Raw genomic sequence first — 17893 nt, 5'->3', positions numbered from 1 at the left:
AGACCGCGCCTCACTCGATGGGGTGGTGGCGAAACTCGATGGGGTGAGCGGCGGTAAAGAAGTTGATCGGAACGGGAAAAGGGGTGAATACGCCCGTAATGGGTCGTAACGCCACCCTTACTCCTACGAAAGGCCGGTCGCCGTGCAGCCCCGACTCAGCGTCGTCGTGCCCATCTACAACGTCGAGGAGTTCCTGGAGGAGTGCCTGGAGTCGATCGCCCGGCAGCGCGTCGGGGGCGGCGGCCTGGAGGCCGTCCTGGTCGACGACGGCTCCACCGACGCCAGCACCAGCATCGCCCGCGACTTCGCCACCCGCGACCCCCGCTTCGTCTACGTCCGCCAGCCCAACGCCGGCCTGAGCGCGGCCCGCAACACCGGTGTGCGGCACGCGAATCCGACCGCCGAGTACCTGACGTTCGTGGACAGCGACGACATCGTGCCGCAGGGCGCGTACGCCCGGATGATCGCGAGCCTGGACGCCAGCGGCTCCGACTTCGCCAGCGGCAACGTGTGGCGGCTGACCGAGCGCGGCCGCTCCCAGGCGTGGCAGTACCAGTGGCTCACCGCGCCGCGCACCGGCACCCACATCTCCCGTGACCTGGCGCTGCTCGCCGACCGCGTCGCCTGGAACAAGGTGTTCCGGCGCGCCTTCTGGGACCGGCACGGCTTCCTCTTCCCCGAGGGCAGGCTGTACGAGGACACGCCGGTGATGATCCCGGCGCACTTCCTCGCCTCCTCCGTGGACGTGCTCAAGGAGCACGTCTACTACTGGCGTGTCCGCGAGGGCTCCATCACGCGGCGGCGCACCGACGTCAAGGGCGTGCGCGACCGGATCGCGGCCTGCGCGCACGTCAGCGCCTTCCTCGGCGAGCACGCGCCCGAGCTGAAGGCCACGTACGACGCCTCCTGTCTGCGCGACGACTTCGTGTACTTCCTGGAGGGGCTGCCGATGGGCGGTCCCGAGTACCGGGCGGCGTTCCTCGCGGACACCGCCGAGTTCCTGCGCACCGCCGAGCCGGGGATCCTGCGGCGGCTCCCCGTGGACCTGCGGGTGAAGTGGCATCTGGTGCGCGAGCGGCGCACCGGTGAGCTGATCGAGCTGCTCGACCACGAACGGCGGGGCGGAAAGGGCGCGTTCGCGGTGCGCGGATCGCTGCTCCGGTACGCCGACCATCCGGGCGTCGACGGAATCCCCCGCGAGCTCACCCGGCTGCGCCGCGGCGAACTGCCCGCGGTGGCCCGCCTGGGCGAGGCGACGTGGGACGCGTACGGGCGGCTGCGGATCCGCGGCTACGCCTACGTGCGCAACCTGGAGGCGACGCGGCCCGCGGAGTCCGTCAAGGCGGGGCTGCTCAAGGCGGCGCACAGCCGGGGCCGGTTCCGGCGGGTGCCGACGCGGACCGTGCCCGCGCCCGAGGCCACCGAGCGCTCCGGGCAACGGCTGCACTGCTACGACCTGTCCGGCTTCGAGATGACGGTCGACCCCGAGCAGTTGCGGACCGGGGGCCGGTGGCGGCCGGGCAACTGGCTGCTCGGCGTGCTCGTCGCGGGCCACGGCACGGTCCGGCGCGCGGCCGTGCGCGCCCAGGACAGCTCCCGCACCCAGTCGCTCGTGCGCGATCTCGGTGACGGGGTGCGCCTCGTGCTCGGCTTCAGCAAGGGGCGGCTCGTGCTGCGCGTGCAGGAGTACGCGGCGCGGGTCGACGGCCACCGGGGGGACGGCGGGGACGTGGTGCTCCTGGGCACCCTGACGGGCGCCGGGGTCCCGGCCGGCACCGCCCCCTCGGGACGGGTCCGCCCCAGGGCCCTGCGCCTCACGCACGCCGGCGTCGAGTTCAGCTACCCGGTCACCGTCGCCGACGACCGCTTCGAGGCGCGCGTGCGCCTCGCCGACCTGGAGGACGTGCCGCCCGCCGAGCACCACGCGCCCGCGCAGGTCGAGCCGCCGCACGGCGACCGCTGGCACGCCGTCCTCGAACTGGCCGACGGCACGACGACGCCCCTGGCCGCCGCCCTGGACCTGCCGCCCGGCCGCTACGCCAGTGGCCCGGGGCGGGAGCTGTGCGCCACCGCCGACGACCGCGGCAAGCTCGTCGTGGAGCTCACCCGCCGCCCGGTCGCGGACCGCGTCGCGTGGACCGCCGACGACACCCTCGCCGTCGAGGGCAGCGCGGCCGAGGCGAGCTGGCCGTCGGCGGAGCTGGTGCTGCGGCACAGCGGCCGCGACGACGAGGTGACGGTGCCGGTCGAGCTGTCCGGCGGGCGGTTCCGGGCGGTGGTGGCGCCCGGGGGCGGGGTGCTGCGGGAGGGGCGGTGGTACGCGTTCCTGCGGGAGGCGGGGCACGGCGGGGCGGGGGTGCCGGTGCGGGTGCTCGCGTCCACGGGGGCCGCGCTGCCCGACCACCAGATGATCCAGGGGCGGGAGTTCATCGCCGACCGGCGCTTCGGCGACCGGCTCCTGATCGAGGCCGGGTCGGTGCTCAGACCCGCCGAGCGGGGCGCGTACCGGCGCCACCGGCTGCTGACCGAGCACTATCCGCGCGAGCGCACCAAGAACCTGCGCGACGCCGTCCTGTACTTCGACGGCGACTCGCCGCGCGCCGTCCACGAGGAACTGGTGCGGCGCGGCACCGACGTCGAGCACCTGTGGGTCACGCACGACCAGCAGACGCGGGTGCCCGCGGGCGCGCGCGGCGTGGAGGAGCACGGCGCCGAGTGGTACGAGGCCCTCGCCCGCTGCCGCCGCATCGTGACCGCCGGCCACCTGCCGGACTTCTTCGAGCGCCGCGAGGGCCAGACCGTCGTCCAGACCTGGAACGGCACCCCCCTCAAGCGCATCGGCACCGACCTCACCGACACCCTGTACGCCGACCACGGCCACCTCGACCAGCTGCCGCGGCTCGCCGCCCAGTGGAACGTCCTGGTCTCCCCGAACCGCTTCGCCACCCCGCACCTGGGCCGCGCCCTCACCTACGAGGGCGAAGTGCTTGAGGCCGGATCGCCGCGCAACGACGTGCTGTTCGCCGACGACCGCCAGAAGGTCTCCGAACGCGTCCGGCGCGAGCTGGGCCTCGCCCCGGACAAGCGGATCGTGCTGTACGCGCCCACCTACCGCGACCACCTCGGGTTCGGGCCCGGCCGGTTCCGCTACGACCCCGCGCTCGACCTGCGCGCCGCCGAGCACGTCCTCGGCGACGACCATGTGCTGCTCGTGCGCAAGCACCCGCTGACCTCCGGCCGCCTCCCGGGCGCCCGCGCCCCCTTCGTCCGCGACGTCAGCGCCCACCCCCGCGCCGCCGAACTCCTCCTGGTCGCCGATGTGTTGGTCACCGACTACTCGTCCCTGATGTTCGACTTCGCGCACACCGGCCGCCCGATGCTCTTCCACGCGTACGACCTGGAGCACTACCGCGACACCGTGCGCGGCTTCTACCTCGACTTCGAGAACCGCGCGCCGGGCCCGCTGCTCGCCTCCACCGGGGAGGTCGTCGACGCCCTGCGCGACCTGGACTCCGTCACGGCCCGGCACGCCGACGCGTACGCCGCGTTCCGCGAGGCGTACTGCGACCTCGACGACGGACGGGCGGCGGCGCGGGTCGCGGACAGGCTGATGCGATGACGGCGCCGCAGAGCACGGGAACGGCGCCACAGGCCCCCGAGTCCCCGACCGCGAAGTCCCCGGCCACCTCCCCGGCCACCAAGCCCTCGACCACCGAGTCCCCGGCCACCGAGTCCAGGGCCACGCGGGTGCGCCGCGTCGCGCTCGGCTCCACGGCCTCCGGCTTCGGCATCCGCCGGCGGCCCAGCCCCTACCTCGTCCTCGGCGGCCTGTTCTGGCTGCTGATGTCCCTCGCGTACTGGCGGGTGCCGATCTGCTGCGACTTCGGCCAGCACGCGGCGGTCGTCGAACGCCTCAAGGACGACCTGCTGCACCCCCGGCACCCGATGGCCGACCTGCCCGGCGACGGCAGCGCGTACTACTCGCCGTACGCCGTCGCCCAGGCGCTGCTCGCGAAGGCGACCGGCCTCGCGGGCTGGCAGGTCGTCAAGCTGTCCGGGCCGCTGAACCTCCTGGTCCTGCTCACCGGCATCGCCCGCTTCGTCCGCGTCCTGACCCCGCGCCCCTGGGCCCCCGTCCTCGCCCTGTTCGCGATGGTCCTCCTCTGGGGCACCCGCGTGGCCTGGTGGAGCGGCTACCTGGGCCTGATGTCGATGACGGGCAACCTCGGCTACCCGTCGACGTTCGGCATCGCGCTGATGTTCTGGGCCTGGGCGTGGGCCGGTTCGCTGGCGCGATCCCTGCCGGAGTCACCCCGAACTGCCTGGTCCTACGCGGGCCTTGGCGCCCTGTGCGGCCTGATCCTCCTGATCCACCCGATCACTTCGGTGGCGGCGGTGATCGGGGTGATCGCCTTCGCGTTGCCGCGCCTCGGGACGCCTCTGAAGTGGGCACTCACCGGACTGACCGCCCTCGCGGTGGCCACCGCCTGGCCGTACTTCAACCCGCTCACCCTGGTCGGGGACGAATCCGTCGACTGGATCCACCGCCAGCTCTACACCGACATGCCCCAGCGCTTCTGGCTCGCGGCCCTGGGCCTCCCGGCCCTGTACATCCGCTGGCGCAGGGACCACAAGGACCCCCTGGTCCTGATGTTCGCCCTGGACTGCGCGGTCGTCGCCTACGGCGGCCTCAGCGGCCACTACACCTACGGCCGCATCCTGGGCCTGACCCTCGTCCCCCTCCAGTTCGCCCTGGCGATCGAGCTGACGGCCCCCCGCAATTGGGGAAACCGCCGAGCCGCCCTGGCCGGGGCCACCGCGCTCGGGGCGTTCGTCGGCTTCTTCCAGATCCAGGCGGGCGCCGTGGTCCCCCGCACCCTCGACCCCATCGGCTTCGACCAGCCCCCGCACTGGCCGGACTACGCCTGGGCGGCCGCCCACATGGACCGGGGCGACGTGGTCCTCACCGACGGCTACCGCCCCATGCGCTCCCTTCCCGCCTTCGGCGTCAACCTGGTCGCGCCCGCCTGGCCGGACGCCTCGCTCGACGAGTCCGTACGCAACCGCCGGCTGCGCGAGGTGCGCACGTACCTCGACCCGCTGTCCACGCCCGCCCAGCGCGCCGCCGTGGTCGAGCGCCACCACGTGCGCTGGCTCCTTGTCGCCCCGTACCAGCGGCTGCCTCCGGAGGCGGTGGTGGTGTCGTGGAGCGCGCGCACCGGCGAGGTGCTCGCTCGGGTGGGCCCCAAGGCCGGCAAGGCCATCGCCGCCTCGTAACGAAGCGCTCCCAAGCCCTCCCAATCGGATAATTTCCGCCAAGCCGTAAAATTCCCCCGTGGATGCCAATTCGCCTCAAGAGCCCCAGATCACCGTCGTCGTGATCGGCTACGACGACGCCCCGCACATCGCCGACGCGGTGCGTTCCGCGCTCGCCCAGGGCCCCCTGGTGGGCGAGGTGATCGCGGTGGACGACTGCTCGACGGACGACACCCCCGCCGTCCTCGCGGAACTGGCCGCGCACGACCGGCGGGTGCGCGTGCTCCGGCGCGCCGCCAACAGCGGCGGCTGCGGCGCCCCGCGCAACGACGGCGCCGACGCCGCGACGTTGCCGTACGTGATGTTCCTGGACAGCGACGACGTGCTGGCGCCGGGCGGCGCGCGGGCGCTCCTGGACGCGGCCATCCGGCACGGCGCCGACGTCGCGTCGGGCCTGTGCGTGCGGCGCGAGCTGCCGTCGGGGCGCGAGACGCCCTGGCAGCCCGAGCTGTACCGCAAGGCCGCGCTTGTGGCCCGGCCCGAGCTGCGCCCGCGCCTCGTGCACGACACGCTCTGCGTCAACAAGCTGTACCGCACGGACTTCCTGCGCGAGCACGCCGTCCGCTTCCCCGAAGGCCGCTTCATCTACGAGGACTTCGTCTTCGGCGCCCGCGTCCTGGCCGCCGCACCGCGCGTCGCCCTCGTCCCGGACACCGTGTACGTGTGGCATGTGCGGCGCGCCGCCGCCAAGTTGTCGATCTCGCTGGACCGCGCCGGGATCGAGAACTGGCGGGCCCGCATCAAGGCGCACCGCCAGGCCGTCGACATCCTGCGCGGCGCCCGCAGCGGCGACAAGCTCCTCGCGCGCACGGCCCGCGCCCAGTTCGTCGACCACGGCCTGCGCATGTACACGCGGGAACTGGCCGCGCGCGGCCCGGAGTACCAGCGCGAGTGGTGGGCGCTCACCCGCGCCTACCTCACCGAGTTCGACACGGCCGACCTGGAGGCGGCCCCCGCCCCCGGCCGCGTCATCGCCCGGGTGATCCTCGCCGCCGCCGAGCCGCGCGACCTGGACCGCCTCAAGCAGGTGGCGGCCCGCCCGGCCCGGCTCGCCCCGCCGTACGCGCGCGCCGCCGACGCCACCCCCGTCTGGTCGGCCGACCTGCCCCAGGTCACCCTGGAGCACCTCCTCGCCCGGCCGCTGCGGCTGCTCCCCCTCGCGGTCGACGCCGAGCTGCGCCCGCGCGCGGGTGTGCTGCGCCTGCGGCTGCACGAGCTGTACGGGCGGGTCGCGGCGGCGGGGCCCGGCGTGGTCGACGTGGAGCTGACGCGGCGGGGCGGCGGTCGTCCTGAGCTGCGGCGCACGGCCGCGTTCGGCCCCGAGAAGCCGGGCGAGACGTGGGTGGCCGAGGTGCGCGTCGACCTCGCGGCGCTCGACGGCGACGTGTGGGACCTGCGCCTTCGGCTGCTCTTCGACGACGGCACAGCGCGCGAGACCACGGCGCGCGCCGTGTCCGGGCCCGGACTGCTGCGGCGCGCCGTCGTGCCGGGCGGGCGGCGCGGCGTGCTGCTGGTGCAGCCGTACGCGACCCAGGCCGGGAACCTGTCGTTGCGCCTGGCGCCCGGGGCGCGCGGGGTGGCTTCCGTCGCGCGGCGGCGGCTCGCGCGGATCGTACGGGCGCTGCCCGGCGGGCGGGCGGACGGCCCCTGACAGGACGCGTACGCGCGCTCTGCGACACTGCACGTCCGTGGGTGTCCGGGGCACATCCACGACGGACACGACACACGTGACACCACACGACACGACGGGACGAACTGACCATGACCTGGCTGATCACCGGCGGCGCCGGCTACATCGGGGGACACGTCGTGCGCGCCATGACGGAGGCGGGCGAGCGGACGGTGGTGTACGACGACCTGTCATCGGGGATCGCGGAGCGGCTGCCCGAGGGCGTGCCCCTCGTCGTCGGTTCGACCCTCGACGCGGACCTCGTCGCGCGCGCCCTGAAGGACCACGCGATCACCGGCGTCGTCCACCTGGCGGCGAAGAAGCAGGTCGGCGAGTCGGTGGAACAGCCGCTGCGCTACTACCGGGAGAACATGGAGGGCCTGCGGGTCCTGCTAGAGGCGGTCACGGACGCGCGGGTGCCGTCCTTCGTCTTCTCCTCGTCGGCCGCCGTGTACGGCATGCCGGACGTCGACCTGGTCACCGAGGACACGCCCTGCGTGCCGATGAGTCCGTACGGCGAGACGAAGCTGGCCGGCGAGTGGCTGACCCGCGCGGTGGGCCGCGCGACGGGCCTGCGCACGGCCTGCCTGCGGTACTTCAACGTGGCGGGCGCGGCGAGCCCGGAGCTGGCCGACACCGGCGTCTTCAACCTCGTGCCGATGGTCTTCGAGAAGCTCACCGCCGGCGCGGCACCGCGGATCTTCGGCGCGGACTACCCGACGCCGGACGGCACCTGCGTGCGGGACTACATCCACGTCACGGACCTCGCGGAGGCCCACGTGGCGGCGGCCCGGCACCTGGCCGGCGCGGCGCCCGGCACCGACGTGACCCTCAACGTCGGCCGCGGCGAGGGGGTTTCGGTGCGCGAGATGGCCGACCTGATCGCGGAGGTCACGGGGTACGACATCCCGGCGGAGGTCACCGAGCGGCGCGCGGGCGACCCGGCGCGGGTGGTCGCCGCCGCCGACCGGATGTCCGCCGAGCTGGGCTGGTCGGCGAAGCGGGACGTGCGCGAGATGGTGGAGTCGGCGTGGGCGGGGTGGGTGCGGCTGCACCCCGAGGCACACACCGAACGGTAAGTACCCCACTAAATAGTAGGTACTTGAGGAACCGCACGGCTGAATCCAGGCTGGGGTGCGAGGTCGACCGCGAGGTCAACTCATCCACCCCACCCCAGCATTGGAGCCCCCATGCCCGAGCAGGCCCGCACGCCCGTGACGATCGTCGGTCTCGGCGCCATGGGAGCGGCACTCGCCTCGGCGTACGTCGCCGCCGGGCACCCCACCACCGTGTGGAACCGCAGCCCGGCCAAGGCCGCCCCGCTCGTCGAGCGGGGCGCCGCGCACGCCCCGGACATCCGGGACGCGATCGCCGCGAGCCCCCTGACGATCGCCTGCCTGACGACGTACGAAGCGACCCTCGCCGCCCTCGAACCGGCCGCCGCAGCCCTCGCCGGGCGCACCCTGATCACCGTCAACTCCGGTACCCCGTCCGGCGCCCGCGCGATGGCCGTCTGGGCCACCGGGCACGGCGCGCGGTTCCTGGACGGCGCGATCAAGAACGTGCCCGCGGCCGTGGGCGGACCCGACACCCTGCACTACTACAGCGGCGACCGCGCCCTGTTCGACGAGTACGAGACGACACTGCGGGTCATCGGCGGCGACACCGTGCACCTGGGCACGGAGCCCGATCTGGCGGCGCTGTACGAGTCGGCGGTGGGCGGCACGCTGCTGCCCGCGCTGCTCGGCTTCTTCCAGGGCGCGGCCCTTGTCACGGCGCGCGGCCTGGAGGCGGGCACGCTGGTGCCGTACACCGCGAAGTGGCTGGAGATGATCATCTCCTTGCTGCCGCACTACGCGGCGGAGATCGACCGCGGTGCCTACGACGACCCGCAGTCGTCCATCGGCATCTTCCACGCGGGCATCCCCGACGACACCCAGGTCGCGGCCGAGGCCGGGCTCGACGTGCGCTGGCACGAGCCGATGCACGAACTGCTGCGCAGGGCGGTGGCGGAGGGGCGCGCGGAGCAGAGCATCGCGGCGCTGGTGGAGGTGTTGCGCAAGCCGGTCTGAGGGCCGGCGCGGGCCTACGCCTTGTTCAGGTACGCCAGCACCGCGAGCACCCGCCGGTGCCCGCTGTCGCTCGGGGGCAGGCCCAGTTTGAGGAAGACGTTGCCGATGTGCTTGCTGACGGCGCGGTCGGAGACGACCAGGGTGGTGGCGATGGTGGCGTTGTCGCGGCCCTCGGCCATGAGGTGGAGGACCTCGCGCTCGCGGGGGGTGAGGGAGTCGAGGGGGTCGTCGGCGCGGCGGGTGAGGAGTTCGGTGACGACCTCGGGGTCGAGGGCGGTGCCGCCGGCGGCGACCCGCTCCAGGGCGTCGAGGAATTGGTCGACGCGGCCGACGCGGTCCTTGAGGAGGTAGCCGACGCCGCCCGCGCCGCCGCTGAGGAGTTCGGCCGCGTACGTCTCCTCGACGTACTGGGAGAGGACGAGGACCGGCAGGTCGGGGATCTGTTCGCGGGCCGCGAGGGCGGCGCGCAGGCCCTCGTCGCGGAAGCCGGGCGGCATGCGGACGTCGAGGACGGCCACGTCGGGGCGGTGTTCGAGGAGGGCGGGCAGCACCTCGGGGCCGGTGGCCGCGACGGCCGCCACCTCGTGGCCCACGGACGTGAGGAGCAGCACCATGCCCTCCCTCAGCAACGTGTTGTCCTCCGCGATCACCACACGCACGGCAGCTCCACCCCGATCTCGGTCGGCCCCCCGGCGGGGCTGGCCACCTCCATGGTGCCGTCGAGCGCCGCGACCCGGCGCCGCATGCCGAGCAGCCCGCTGCCGCCGGACGCGTCGGCGCCGCCCCGCCCCTCGTCCCGGACCGAGATCCGCAGTCCGGCGGCGCCGCGGGCGAGTTCCACCGTGGCCCGGCGCGCCCCGCTGTGCTTCGCCGCGTTCGTCAGGGCCTCCGCCACCACGAAGTACGCCGCCGCCTCCACGGCGGCGGGCGCGCGCGGCCCGTCCTCCACGCCGTCGTCCCGCACGGACACCTCCAGGCCGCTGCTCGCCGCCAACGCCCGTACAGCACCGACGAGTCCGCGGTCGGTGAGGATCGGCGGGTGGATGCCGCGGACGACGTGCCGCAGCTCGGTCAGGGCCTCCTCGGCCTGGTCCTGCGCGTCGGCGAGGAGCCTGCGGACCACCTCGGGGTCCTTGACGTCCTGGTCGTACGCGCGCCGGGCCAGGCCCACCCGCATGGACAGGGCGACGAGGCGGGCCTGCGTGCCGTCGTGCAGGTCCCGCTCGATCCGGCGCAGTTCGGCGCCGTGCGCCGCCACCGCGCCCGCCCTCGTCAGCGTCAGCTCCTCGACCCGCTCGGCCAGTTCCGCGTTCCGCTCGGCCTCCGGCGACGGCTTGAGCAGCGCCCGCGACCAGCGCGTGTCCAGGTCGGCGAGGCGCCCGATCAGCGGGAGCACGACGGCCCTGCGGCCGAGCAGCCCGCACCACACCCCGTCGACCAGCACGCCGATCACCCACAGCGGCAACGCCACGTACAGCAGCGCAAGGCCGTGGACGATGTGGAGGAACAGCCAGCGCAGGTCGCGGTACGTGCCGGGGTCCTTGACCGCCTTGCGCACGCGCTCGAAGAGGGTGCCGGTCAGTGGCGTGTACGCCTCGGGGATCTCCGTCCCCGACCACCGGCGGACCTGCCGCCGCTTGAACCCGGCCATCCGGCGCAGCAGCAGCACCGTCTCGGGCAGCACGCCCAGGCCGATCACGATGACCGACGCGACGGCGGTGAAGATCAGGACGCCGATGAAGACGTACGAGAGGAGGGCCATGCCCGCGCCCATGAGCAACTGCATGGAGGCGCGGTCGGCCCGTGCCAGCGCCTCTCGCATGCTCGTCGGGCGGCGCACGCTCAGGAGTGCTTCTCGCGCGTGAGGACCAGCGCGGTGATCGAACCGATGACGGCGACACCCGTGGTGACGCTCACGGCGATCTCCGTCGCCCCGTCGAACGTGAGGCTGCTGAAGGCGTTGACGACGACGGCGACGGCGAGCACGAACCAGAGAAGGGCCTTCATGACGGGACCTTTCGGGGAGCGGGAGGCGGCGGAACGCTGCTGCACCTCAGCGACTCTGCCGTGTCGGCGGCCGCGCGACGAGGGGGCGGCCTCCCGGACCGGGGGTGTAGTGCGCTACACCCCGCGCCGCACCCCGCCCCACGCCCCGCGCCACACCCCGCCCCACGCCCCGCGCCACGCCCTCACAGCGCCTTGAGCGCCGCCGTCGTGGCGGTGGCCAGCGCGCCCAGGTAGCCCTTGGGCAGCTCGCCGCGCACCACCACCGCCCGCCAGTACAGCGGCCCCGACATCAGGTCGAGGGCCAGCTCCTCGTCCTCCTCGTCCAGGCCCGCGCGCAGCTCCCCCCGCGCCACGGCCTGCGCGACGATGCCGCTCGCCACGCCGTGCTGGCCCTCGCGCAGCGCCTTCTGCAGGGCCGCCTCGATCTCGGGATTGCGGGCCGCCTCCGCCTGGAGATCCGGGATGACCTGGGAGGCGACGGGGTGGCGCAGGGCGCGGGAGGTCACCTCGTACAGCAGCCGCAGGTCGCCCTCCAGGGAGCCCGTGTCCGGCGTCGGCAGGCCCTGGACCGCGAGGGCCGACACCAGGTCGAGGACGAGGTGCAGCTTGGAGCGCCAGCGGCGGTAGACGGCCGTCTTGCCGACGCCCGCGCGGCGCGCGATGCCCTCGATCGACATGCGCGCGTAGCCGACGGCAGCGAGTTCCGCGAAGACGGCGGTCCGGATGGCCTCGGTCACATCCTCACGGAGCACGGCGGCCCCGGCCGGTGCCCTTTTGCCCTGCTGGCGGGTGGTACGGCCCGCGTCCCCGTCGCTCGTCGTCATACGGACAGCATAAGGCGTTACGACGAAACGGTTGCGTCCCGACGTAACGTCGTCCTACTGTCGGCGTTACGACGAAACGGTCCCGTCCCGACGTAAGGGCGTCCCATGCATTCCCATGCGTCCCCATGCGCCCCCGAGCGAAAGCAGCGGATGTGAGCCAGGTCCTCCACGCCCCGCCCGAGCCGGCGGAACCCCAAGCACCCCCCGCGGCCCCTATGGACCCGGCCGCCCTCGCCGCCCGCCACGGCCTGACCGTCAGCGGCGCCCGCCCGACCCTCCCGGCGTACGTACGCCAACTCTGGGACCGGCGCCACTTCATCACCGCGTTCGCCACCGCCAAGCTCACCGCCCAGTACAGCCAGGCGAAGCTCGGCCAGCTCTGGCAGATCATGACGCCGCTCCTGAACGCGGCCGTGTACTACTTCGTCTTCGGCGTGCTGATGAACACCAAGCGCGGCGTGCCGGACTACGTCCCGTTCCTGGTCACCGGCGTCTTCGTGTTCACGTTCACGCAGCAGTCGGTGATGGCGGGCACCCGGGCGGTCTCCGGCAGCCTCGGCCTGGTCCGCGCCCTGCACTTCCCGCGCGCCTCGCTCCCCCTGTCGTACTGCCTGCAACAGCTCCAGCAGCTGCTGTTCTCCCTGGGCGCGCTGGTCGTGATCCTGCTGGCCTTCGGGGTGCCGCCGACCCTCTCCTGGCTGCTCGCGATCCCGGCCCTTGCGCTGCAGTTCACGTTCAACGCGGGCCTCGCGCTGGTCATGGCCAGGCTCGGCTCGCAGACGCCGGACATCGCGCAGCTCATGCCGTTCGTGCTGCGTACGTGGATGTACGGGTCCGGGGTGATGTGGAGCATCGACGCGGTCCTCAAGGACCACCACCTGCCGCACGCGGTGACCGTGCTCCTGGAGGCCAACCCGGCCGCCGTCTACATCGACCTGATGCGCTTCGCCCTCATCGACAGCTTCGGCGCCGGCCGGCTCCCGGCGCACGTGTGGGCCTGGGCCGCGGGCTGGGCGCTGCTCGCCGGGGTCGGCGGGTTCATCTACTTCTGGAAGGCAGAGGAGACGTACGGACGTGGCTGACACCCTGACGAAGGCCGCCCCCGCGACACAGCGGACCGGCGCGAACCCCGAGCCCGCCCCCGCCCCCACCGTCATCGCCGACGGAGTCGACATCGTGTACCGCGTCCACGGCACGGGCACCTCGGGCCGTGGCGCCGCCACCGCCGCGCTCGGCCGCATCCTGCGCCGCCGCAAGGGCGGCGGCGACGGCACGGAACGCGGCGTACGGACGGTCCACGCCGTCCGGAACATCTCCTTCACCGCCTACCGGGGCGAGGCCATCGGCCTCATCGGCACGAACGGCTCGGGCAAGTCCACGCTGCTCAAGGCGGTCGCCGGGCTGCTCCCCGTCGAGCGCGGGCACATCTACACCGACGGCCAGCCGTCCCTGCTCGGCGTCAACGCGGCCCTGATGAACGACCTCACCGGCGAGCGCAACGTCCACCTCGGCGGCCTGGCCATGGGCATGCCCCGCGAGCAGGTCCGCGAGCGGTATCAGGAGATCGTCGACTTCTCCGGGATCAACGACAAGGGCGACTTCATCTCGCTGCCGATGCGCACGTATTCGTCGGGCATGGCGGCACGGCTCCGGTTCTCCATCGGCTCGGCCAAGGACCACGACGTCCTCCTCATCGACGAGGCCCTGGCCACCGGCGACCGCTCCTTCCAGAAGCGTTCGGAGGCCCGCATCCGCGCGCTGCGCGAGCGCGCGGGCACGGTCTTCCTGGTCAGCCACAACAACAAGTCGATCCGGGACACCTGCGATCGCGTGCTGTGGCTGGAGCGCGGTGAGCTGCGGATGGACGGCCCGACGGCGGAGGTCATGCGGGAGTACGAGCGCTTCACCAGCGCTTGAGGGCGCCCCTTTATGGCACCCCTTCAAGGCGCCCCTTTTGTCGCATCAATACGCAGATCCTTACACTATGGGAGCGTTTGGCGACAGACGGACGAGAACCGAGGGACGAGAGAGGCGGCCGCGGATGCCGGACCTGAGCGTCGTCGTGTACGGCCGCAACGTGCAGGGGCATCTCCCCGATGCCCTTCAGGAGCTGGCGGTCGCCGGCCCCGCCGTCGAGGTGGTCCTCGCGGCCGTCGGCGCGTCCGCGCAGGAGGCCGCCGCCCGCCATCCGTACGTCACGGTGGTCCCGCTGCCCGACGGCACCCCGGACGGGGCGGCCCGCGCGGCGGGCGCGGCGCGGGCCACGGGCCGTTGGCTGCAGTTCGCGCACAGCAAGGACGGCGTGCCGGGGCTCGCGGCCCGCCTCGCGGCCCGCGCGGTCGCCGAACGCGCGGCCGCCCTCGACGACTCCGTGGACGTGCTCCTCACCGATCACGTCCGCTCCACCTGGCGGCACGCCCGCATGCCGAGCCCCGACGGCCGGTTCCTCGCCAAGCCGGGCCGCCGCGACGTACCACTGGCGGACTGCCCCGACCTGCTGAAGGTCACGCCGCTGCTGGGGACCCGTGTCGTACGGGCGGACTTCTGGCGCGCGTACAAGGACGGGCTCACCCCGGACGAGGGCCAACCGGCCGCCGACGACGAGCTGTTCACGGCGTACGCGCTGCTGCTGACCGCCGGCCGCGTCGCCACGCACGACCAAGTCGCCCTGGAGGAGCGGCAGTCGCGCGCGGAGAGCCTGCCGCCGGTGACCGCCGACGACCGCTTCGCGCTGCTCGGTACGTACGAGCGGCTGCTGCGCCTGGCCGCCGAGCGGGACGTGGGCGCGGGGCCGCGTGCCGTGCTCTACGCCGCCATGGTGAGCGCGAGCCTGCGGATCATCGCCCGCGACCGGCTGCCCGAGCCGGCGGCGCGGGAGTTCTTCCGCCGGGCCTCCCGGGCGGCGCTCGTCTTCCGCCCTCCAGGCCACCGGCGCCCCGGCGGCCTGGAGGGCGTGCGCCGCCGCCTGCTGGAGGAGGACGCGTACGCGAAGTACCGCGCGTTCCAGGCGGTGAACCAGCGGCGCCGCAAGGCGCGGTCGGCCGTCACGGCGGGCCGCAAGGCGCTCGGGCGCAAGGTGCGCGACGTCCGCTACCAGCAGGACCTGCGCCGCCCGGTCGACCCCGGCCTCGCCGTGTTCTCCGCGTACTGGGACCGGGGCGTCGCCTGCAACCCGGCCGCGATCGCGTCGAAGCTCGCCGAACTCGCCCCGCACATCCACCCGGTGTGGGTCGTCACGGCGGGGAACGCACCGCTGCTGCCGCCCGGCACGGACCACGTGGTCCCCGGCTCGCGCCGCTACTGGCGCGTCCTGGCGACCGCGAAATACCTGGTGAACAACGCCAACTTCCCCAACGCGGTCGTGAAGCGCCCGGACGCCGTGCACGTCCAGACCCACCACGGCACGCCCCTCAAGCGCATGGGCCTGGACCAGCTCGACTATCCGGCCGCGGCGAAGGGCCTGAACTTCCACGAGCTGCTCGCGCGCGTGGACCGCTGGGACTACAGCGTCTCCGCCAACAGCCACTCCACGCAGATGTGGCAGCGCGCCTACCAGTCGCGGTACGTGGAGCTTGATTACGGCTACCCGCGCAACGACGTGTACTACACGGCGACGGCCGCGGACGTGCGGGCGGCGCGCGAGCGCCTCGGCATCGCGCCCGGGAAGCGCGCCCTCCTGTACGCGCCCACGCACCGCGACTACGAGGCCACCTGGACGCCCCGCCTGGACCTGGCGGCGCTCGCCGACCGGCTCGGCGAGGACACCGTGCTCCTCGTGCGCGGCCACTACTTCTACGGCGGCGCGGCGTCCCCGCTGACGAGCCTGCGCCGGGCCGGACGCGTCATCGACGTCTCGGCGTACGACCCGGTGGAGGAGCTGGCCCTCGCCGCGGACGCGCTGATCACGGACTACTCGTCCATCATGTTCGACTACGCCAATCTGGACCGCCCGATCGTCATCTACGCCGACGACTGGGAGACGTACGCGAAGACGCGCGGCGTCTACTTCGACCTGCTGGCGGACCCGCCCGGCCAAGTGGCGCGCACCCAGGAGGAGTTGACGCACCTCTTCACGTCCGACGCGTGGCGGGACGAGACGGCGGCCAAGGCGCGGGCGGCGTTCCGGCGGCGGTTCTGCGAGTTCGACGACGGGCGGGCGGCGGAGCGGGTCGTGCGGCGCGTGTTCCTCGGCGAGAGCGAGGAGTCGCTGCCGCCGGTGACGCCCGTGGACGAGCGGACTCCGGCCCCGACGCCCGAGGAGGCGGCCCGATGAATCCTGCGACTCCCAGGACCCCTGAGACCCCCGGCGCTCCTGATGCCCCCGACGTGACCATCACCGTCATCGTCTACAACGACGCCGAGCGGCTTCCGCGCGCGGTGGCCTCGCTGCTCCGCCAGACGCACCCCAACATCGAGATCGTCATCAGCGACGACCACTCGACGGACGAGACACCGCGCGTGGCAAGGGAGTTGGCGGCGCGGGACGACCGCGTCATCTACCTCCGCCTGCCGGAGAACAGCGGCGGCTGCAGCGTGCCGCGCAACCGCGCCGTCGACATCGCGCGCGCCCCGTTCCTGATGTTCCTGGACAGCGACGACGAACTCCCGGAGCTGCTGCTCGCCGCGCACGCCGAGCGGGAGGTCGACTTCGTGATGGGCGCGGTGGAGCGGGTGCGGGTGGACACCGGGCGCACCTCGACGTGGATGCCGCACCTGGTCGCGGAGCGGCGCACGGTGGCGGGCATCGAGGCCGAACCGGGCCTGTTCTTCGAGCACTTGTCGACGAGCAAGATGTACCGCAAGGCGTTCCTGGACCGGAACGCCCTCCGCTTCCCCGAGGGCATCCACTACGAGGACCAGCTCTTCTCGGCGCAGGCGTACTGCCTGGCGAAGGCGTTCACGGTGATCCCGGAGCCGGTGTACCGCTGGTACATAGAGCCGTACGGCGCGGCGGAGGCGGCGTCGATCTCCAACCAGCGGCACAAGCTGAGCAATGTGCGGGACCGGGTGTACGTGCAGGGCCTGATCGACGCGTTCCTGGTGGAGAGCGGGCACGCGGGGCTGCGGGAGGCCAAGGACTACAAGTTCCTCAAGCACGACTTCCGGATGTACGCGGGGGACCTGCCGTTCCGGGACGAGGAGTGGGTGCGGGGGTTCGCGGACATCGTGAACCCGTATCTGGCGGGCCTCGCGCAGGGGGCGTACGAGCGGCTGCCACGGGCCGAACGTGTCGTTCTCCAACTGGTACGGGACGGGCGGCTCGCGGAGGCGCGGGTCGCTGCGCGGGGCTTGGGGCACGGGGTCGCTCCGCGTGAGGTGTGCCCGGACGGGGAGGGGCGGCTGTACTGGGGCGGCCTGGTCCCGTCCGGGCCGTCCGCCCGCAGGGAGCTGGACCTCACCGAACTGGGCCTGGACTCCCGCCCGTTCCCCGGCGCGCAGTTCCGCCACGAGATCACGCGGGTCGAGCGGGGTGCCGTGGGCGCGGCGCTCGCCCTCACCGTCCGTACGTACGATCCCGGGCTGCGCCTGCCCGTCGGCCCGCAGGTGGCGAGCCTGGTCGTGGCGCCCGGCCGGCGCCGGATGACGACGCGCTTCCGGCTCGACCCGGTCCGCCCCGGCGTCTTCGAGGGCCGGGTCACCCTGGACCTGACCCTGGCCCCCGTCCCTCCGGACGGCTTCGAGGGCGTACGCCACCCGTTGATCCAGCTCACGGAACCGACGGGGCGTGGGGGCCACCTCCGCAACAGCGGGCTGCTCCTGGCCCCGCTGTCCTTCCCGCGCCTGCGGGCGCGCGTTCCCTACCGCTCGGGCACGGCGCCCCACGTGGTGACCGCCGAACCGGAGGGCCGGGGGGCGGGTCGGCTCCAGCTCCGCTGGGTCCCGGTGGGCGTGACGGCCCACGTGGTCCGGCCCTTGACCCGACGCGTGGCGGGCCCCAGGGGCTCCCGCGTCCGCCGGGCGGCCCGCCTGGCGGCAAGCGTGTTCCACTGAGGCAGCGTCCACGG

General features: G+C 73.5%; 13 protein-coding genes. 9 read left to right on the top strand and 4 right to left on the bottom strand.

Annotated features, from left to right (window positions below; genetic code table 11):
- Positions 1-142 precede the first annotated feature (142 nt).
- From STRAU_RS38310 to STRAU_RS38290, 5 genes are all read left to right on the top strand, one after another.
- Positions 143-3619, top strand: coding sequence for a bifunctional glycosyltransferase/CDP-glycerol:glycerophosphate glycerophosphotransferase (locus STRAU_RS38310; protein ID WP_037664682.1), 3477 nt, complete (start codon positions 143-145; stop codon positions 3617-3619).
- Entirely contained in the window at positions 3616-5277 is a 1662-nt protein-coding gene (locus STRAU_RS38305) for a hypothetical protein (protein WP_016645762.1), read from the top strand. The genes STRAU_RS38310 and STRAU_RS38305 overlap by 4 nt, the downstream gene beginning before the upstream one ends.
- A 58-nt stretch (positions 5278-5335) precedes the next feature.
- On the top strand, positions 5336-6967 hold the full coding sequence (locus STRAU_RS38300) for a glycosyltransferase family 2 protein (RefSeq protein WP_016645761.1): 1632 nt from the start codon (positions 5336-5338) through the stop codon (positions 6965-6967).
- Positions 6968-7077: 110 nt separating this feature from the next.
- A complete protein-coding gene (galE, locus tag STRAU_RS38295) occupies positions 7078-8064 on the top strand; it encodes a UDP-glucose 4-epimerase GalE (RefSeq protein WP_016645760.1) in 987 nt (328 codons plus the stop codon).
- Positions 8065-8175: 111 nt separating this feature from the next.
- Positions 8176-9057, top strand: coding sequence for an NAD(P)-dependent oxidoreductase (locus tag STRAU_RS38290; RefSeq protein ID WP_016645759.1), 882 nt, complete (start codon positions 8176-8178; stop codon positions 9055-9057).
- A gap of 14 nt (positions 9058-9071) precedes the next feature.
- Here the strand turns inward: STRAU_RS38290 and STRAU_RS38285 are convergent, their stop codons facing one another.
- From STRAU_RS38285 to STRAU_RS38275, 4 genes are all read right to left on the bottom strand, one after another.
- Entirely contained in the window at positions 9072-9716 is a 645-nt protein-coding gene (locus tag STRAU_RS38285; protein ID WP_016645758.1) for a response regulator transcription factor, read from the bottom strand.
- Positions 9704-10879 carry a sensor histidine kinase gene (locus STRAU_RS38280; protein ID WP_016645757.1) on the bottom strand — a complete coding sequence of 392 codons (1176 nt, stop codon included), beginning with the start codon at positions 10877-10879 and terminating at the stop codon, positions 9704-9706. The genes STRAU_RS38285 and STRAU_RS38280 overlap by 13 nt, the downstream gene beginning before the upstream one ends.
- 20 nt (positions 10880-10899) lie before the next feature.
- Positions 10900-11064, bottom strand: a complete 165-nt coding sequence (locus STRAU_RS43265; protein ID WP_016645756.1) for a hypothetical protein — start codon at positions 11062-11064, stop codon at positions 10900-10902.
- A 182-nt stretch (positions 11065-11246) separates the two neighbouring features.
- Positions 11247-11888: a TetR/AcrR family transcriptional regulator gene (locus STRAU_RS38275; RefSeq protein ID WP_016645755.1), complete on the bottom strand. Its 642-nt coding sequence runs from the start codon at positions 11886-11888 to the stop codon at positions 11247-11249.
- Positions 11889-12040: 152 nt separating this feature from the next.
- Between STRAU_RS38275 and STRAU_RS38270 the strand changes: the two genes are divergently transcribed.
- The 4 genes from STRAU_RS38270 (at position 12041) to STRAU_RS38255 (ending at position 17879) form a co-directional block, all read left to right on the top strand.
- Positions 12041-12970 carry an ABC transporter permease gene (locus STRAU_RS38270; protein WP_037664680.1) on the top strand — a complete coding sequence of 310 codons (930 nt, stop codon included), beginning with the start codon at positions 12041-12043 and terminating at the stop codon, positions 12968-12970.
- Positions 12963-13805 carry an ABC transporter ATP-binding protein gene (locus STRAU_RS38265; protein ID WP_016645753.1) on the top strand — a complete coding sequence of 281 codons (843 nt, stop codon included), beginning with the start codon at positions 12963-12965 and terminating at the stop codon, positions 13803-13805. Before STRAU_RS38270 ends, STRAU_RS38265 begins: the two co-directional genes overlap by 8 nt.
- Positions 13806-13929: 124 nt before the next feature.
- Positions 13930-16161, top strand: a complete 2232-nt coding sequence (locus tag STRAU_RS38260) for a CDP-glycerol glycerophosphotransferase family protein (protein ID WP_016645752.1) — start codon at positions 13930-13932, stop codon at positions 16159-16161.
- Positions 16158-17879 (top strand): glycosyltransferase family 2 protein, encoded by a 1722-nt coding sequence (locus STRAU_RS38255; protein WP_052029457.1) that lies wholly within the window; start codon positions 16158-16160, stop codon positions 17877-17879. The genes STRAU_RS38260 and STRAU_RS38255 overlap by 4 nt, the downstream gene beginning before the upstream one ends.
- Positions 17880-17893: the final 14 nt, after the last annotated feature.

The sequence above is a fragment of the Streptomyces aurantiacus JA 4570 genome (genome assembly GCF_000414115.1).
In the GTDB taxonomy this organism is placed as follows: Bacteria; Actinomycetota; Actinomycetes; order Streptomycetales; family Streptomycetaceae; genus Streptomyces; species Streptomyces aurantiacus_A.
Note: the sequence above shows the minus strand (reverse complement) of the source record. Positions and strands in the feature narration are given on the sequence as shown.

Bases quoted from the DNA above. Each gene is read 5' to 3' on its own strand.
- STRAU_RS38260 (WP_016645752.1), top strand. From the start codon at position 13,930: ATGCCGGACCTGAGCGTCGTCGTGTACGGCCGCAACGTGCAGGGGCAT.
- galE (WP_016645760.1), top strand. From the start codon at position 7,078: ATGACCTGGCTGATCACCGGCGGCGCCGGCTACATCGGGGGACACGTC.
- STRAU_RS38305 (WP_016645762.1), top strand. From the start codon at position 3,616: ATGACGGCGCCGCAGAGCACGGGAACGGCGCCACAGGCCCCCGAGTCC.
- STRAU_RS38290 (WP_016645759.1), top strand. From the start codon at position 8,176: ATGCCCGAGCAGGCCCGCACGCCCGTGACGATCGTCGGTCTCGGCGCC.
- STRAU_RS43265 (WP_016645756.1), bottom strand. From the start codon at position 11,064: ATGAAGGCCCTTCTCTGGTTCGTGCTCGCCGTCGCCGTCGTCGTCAAC.
- STRAU_RS38255 (WP_052029457.1), top strand. From the start codon at position 16,158: ATGAATCCTGCGACTCCCAGGACCCCTGAGACCCCCGGCGCTCCTGAT.
- STRAU_RS38275 (WP_016645755.1), bottom strand. From the start codon at position 11,888: ATGACGACGAGCGACGGGGACGCGGGCCGTACCACCCGCCAGCAGGGC.
- STRAU_RS38280 (WP_016645757.1), bottom strand. From the start codon at position 10,879: ATGCGAGAGGCGCTGGCACGGGCCGACCGCGCCTCCATGCAGTTGCTC.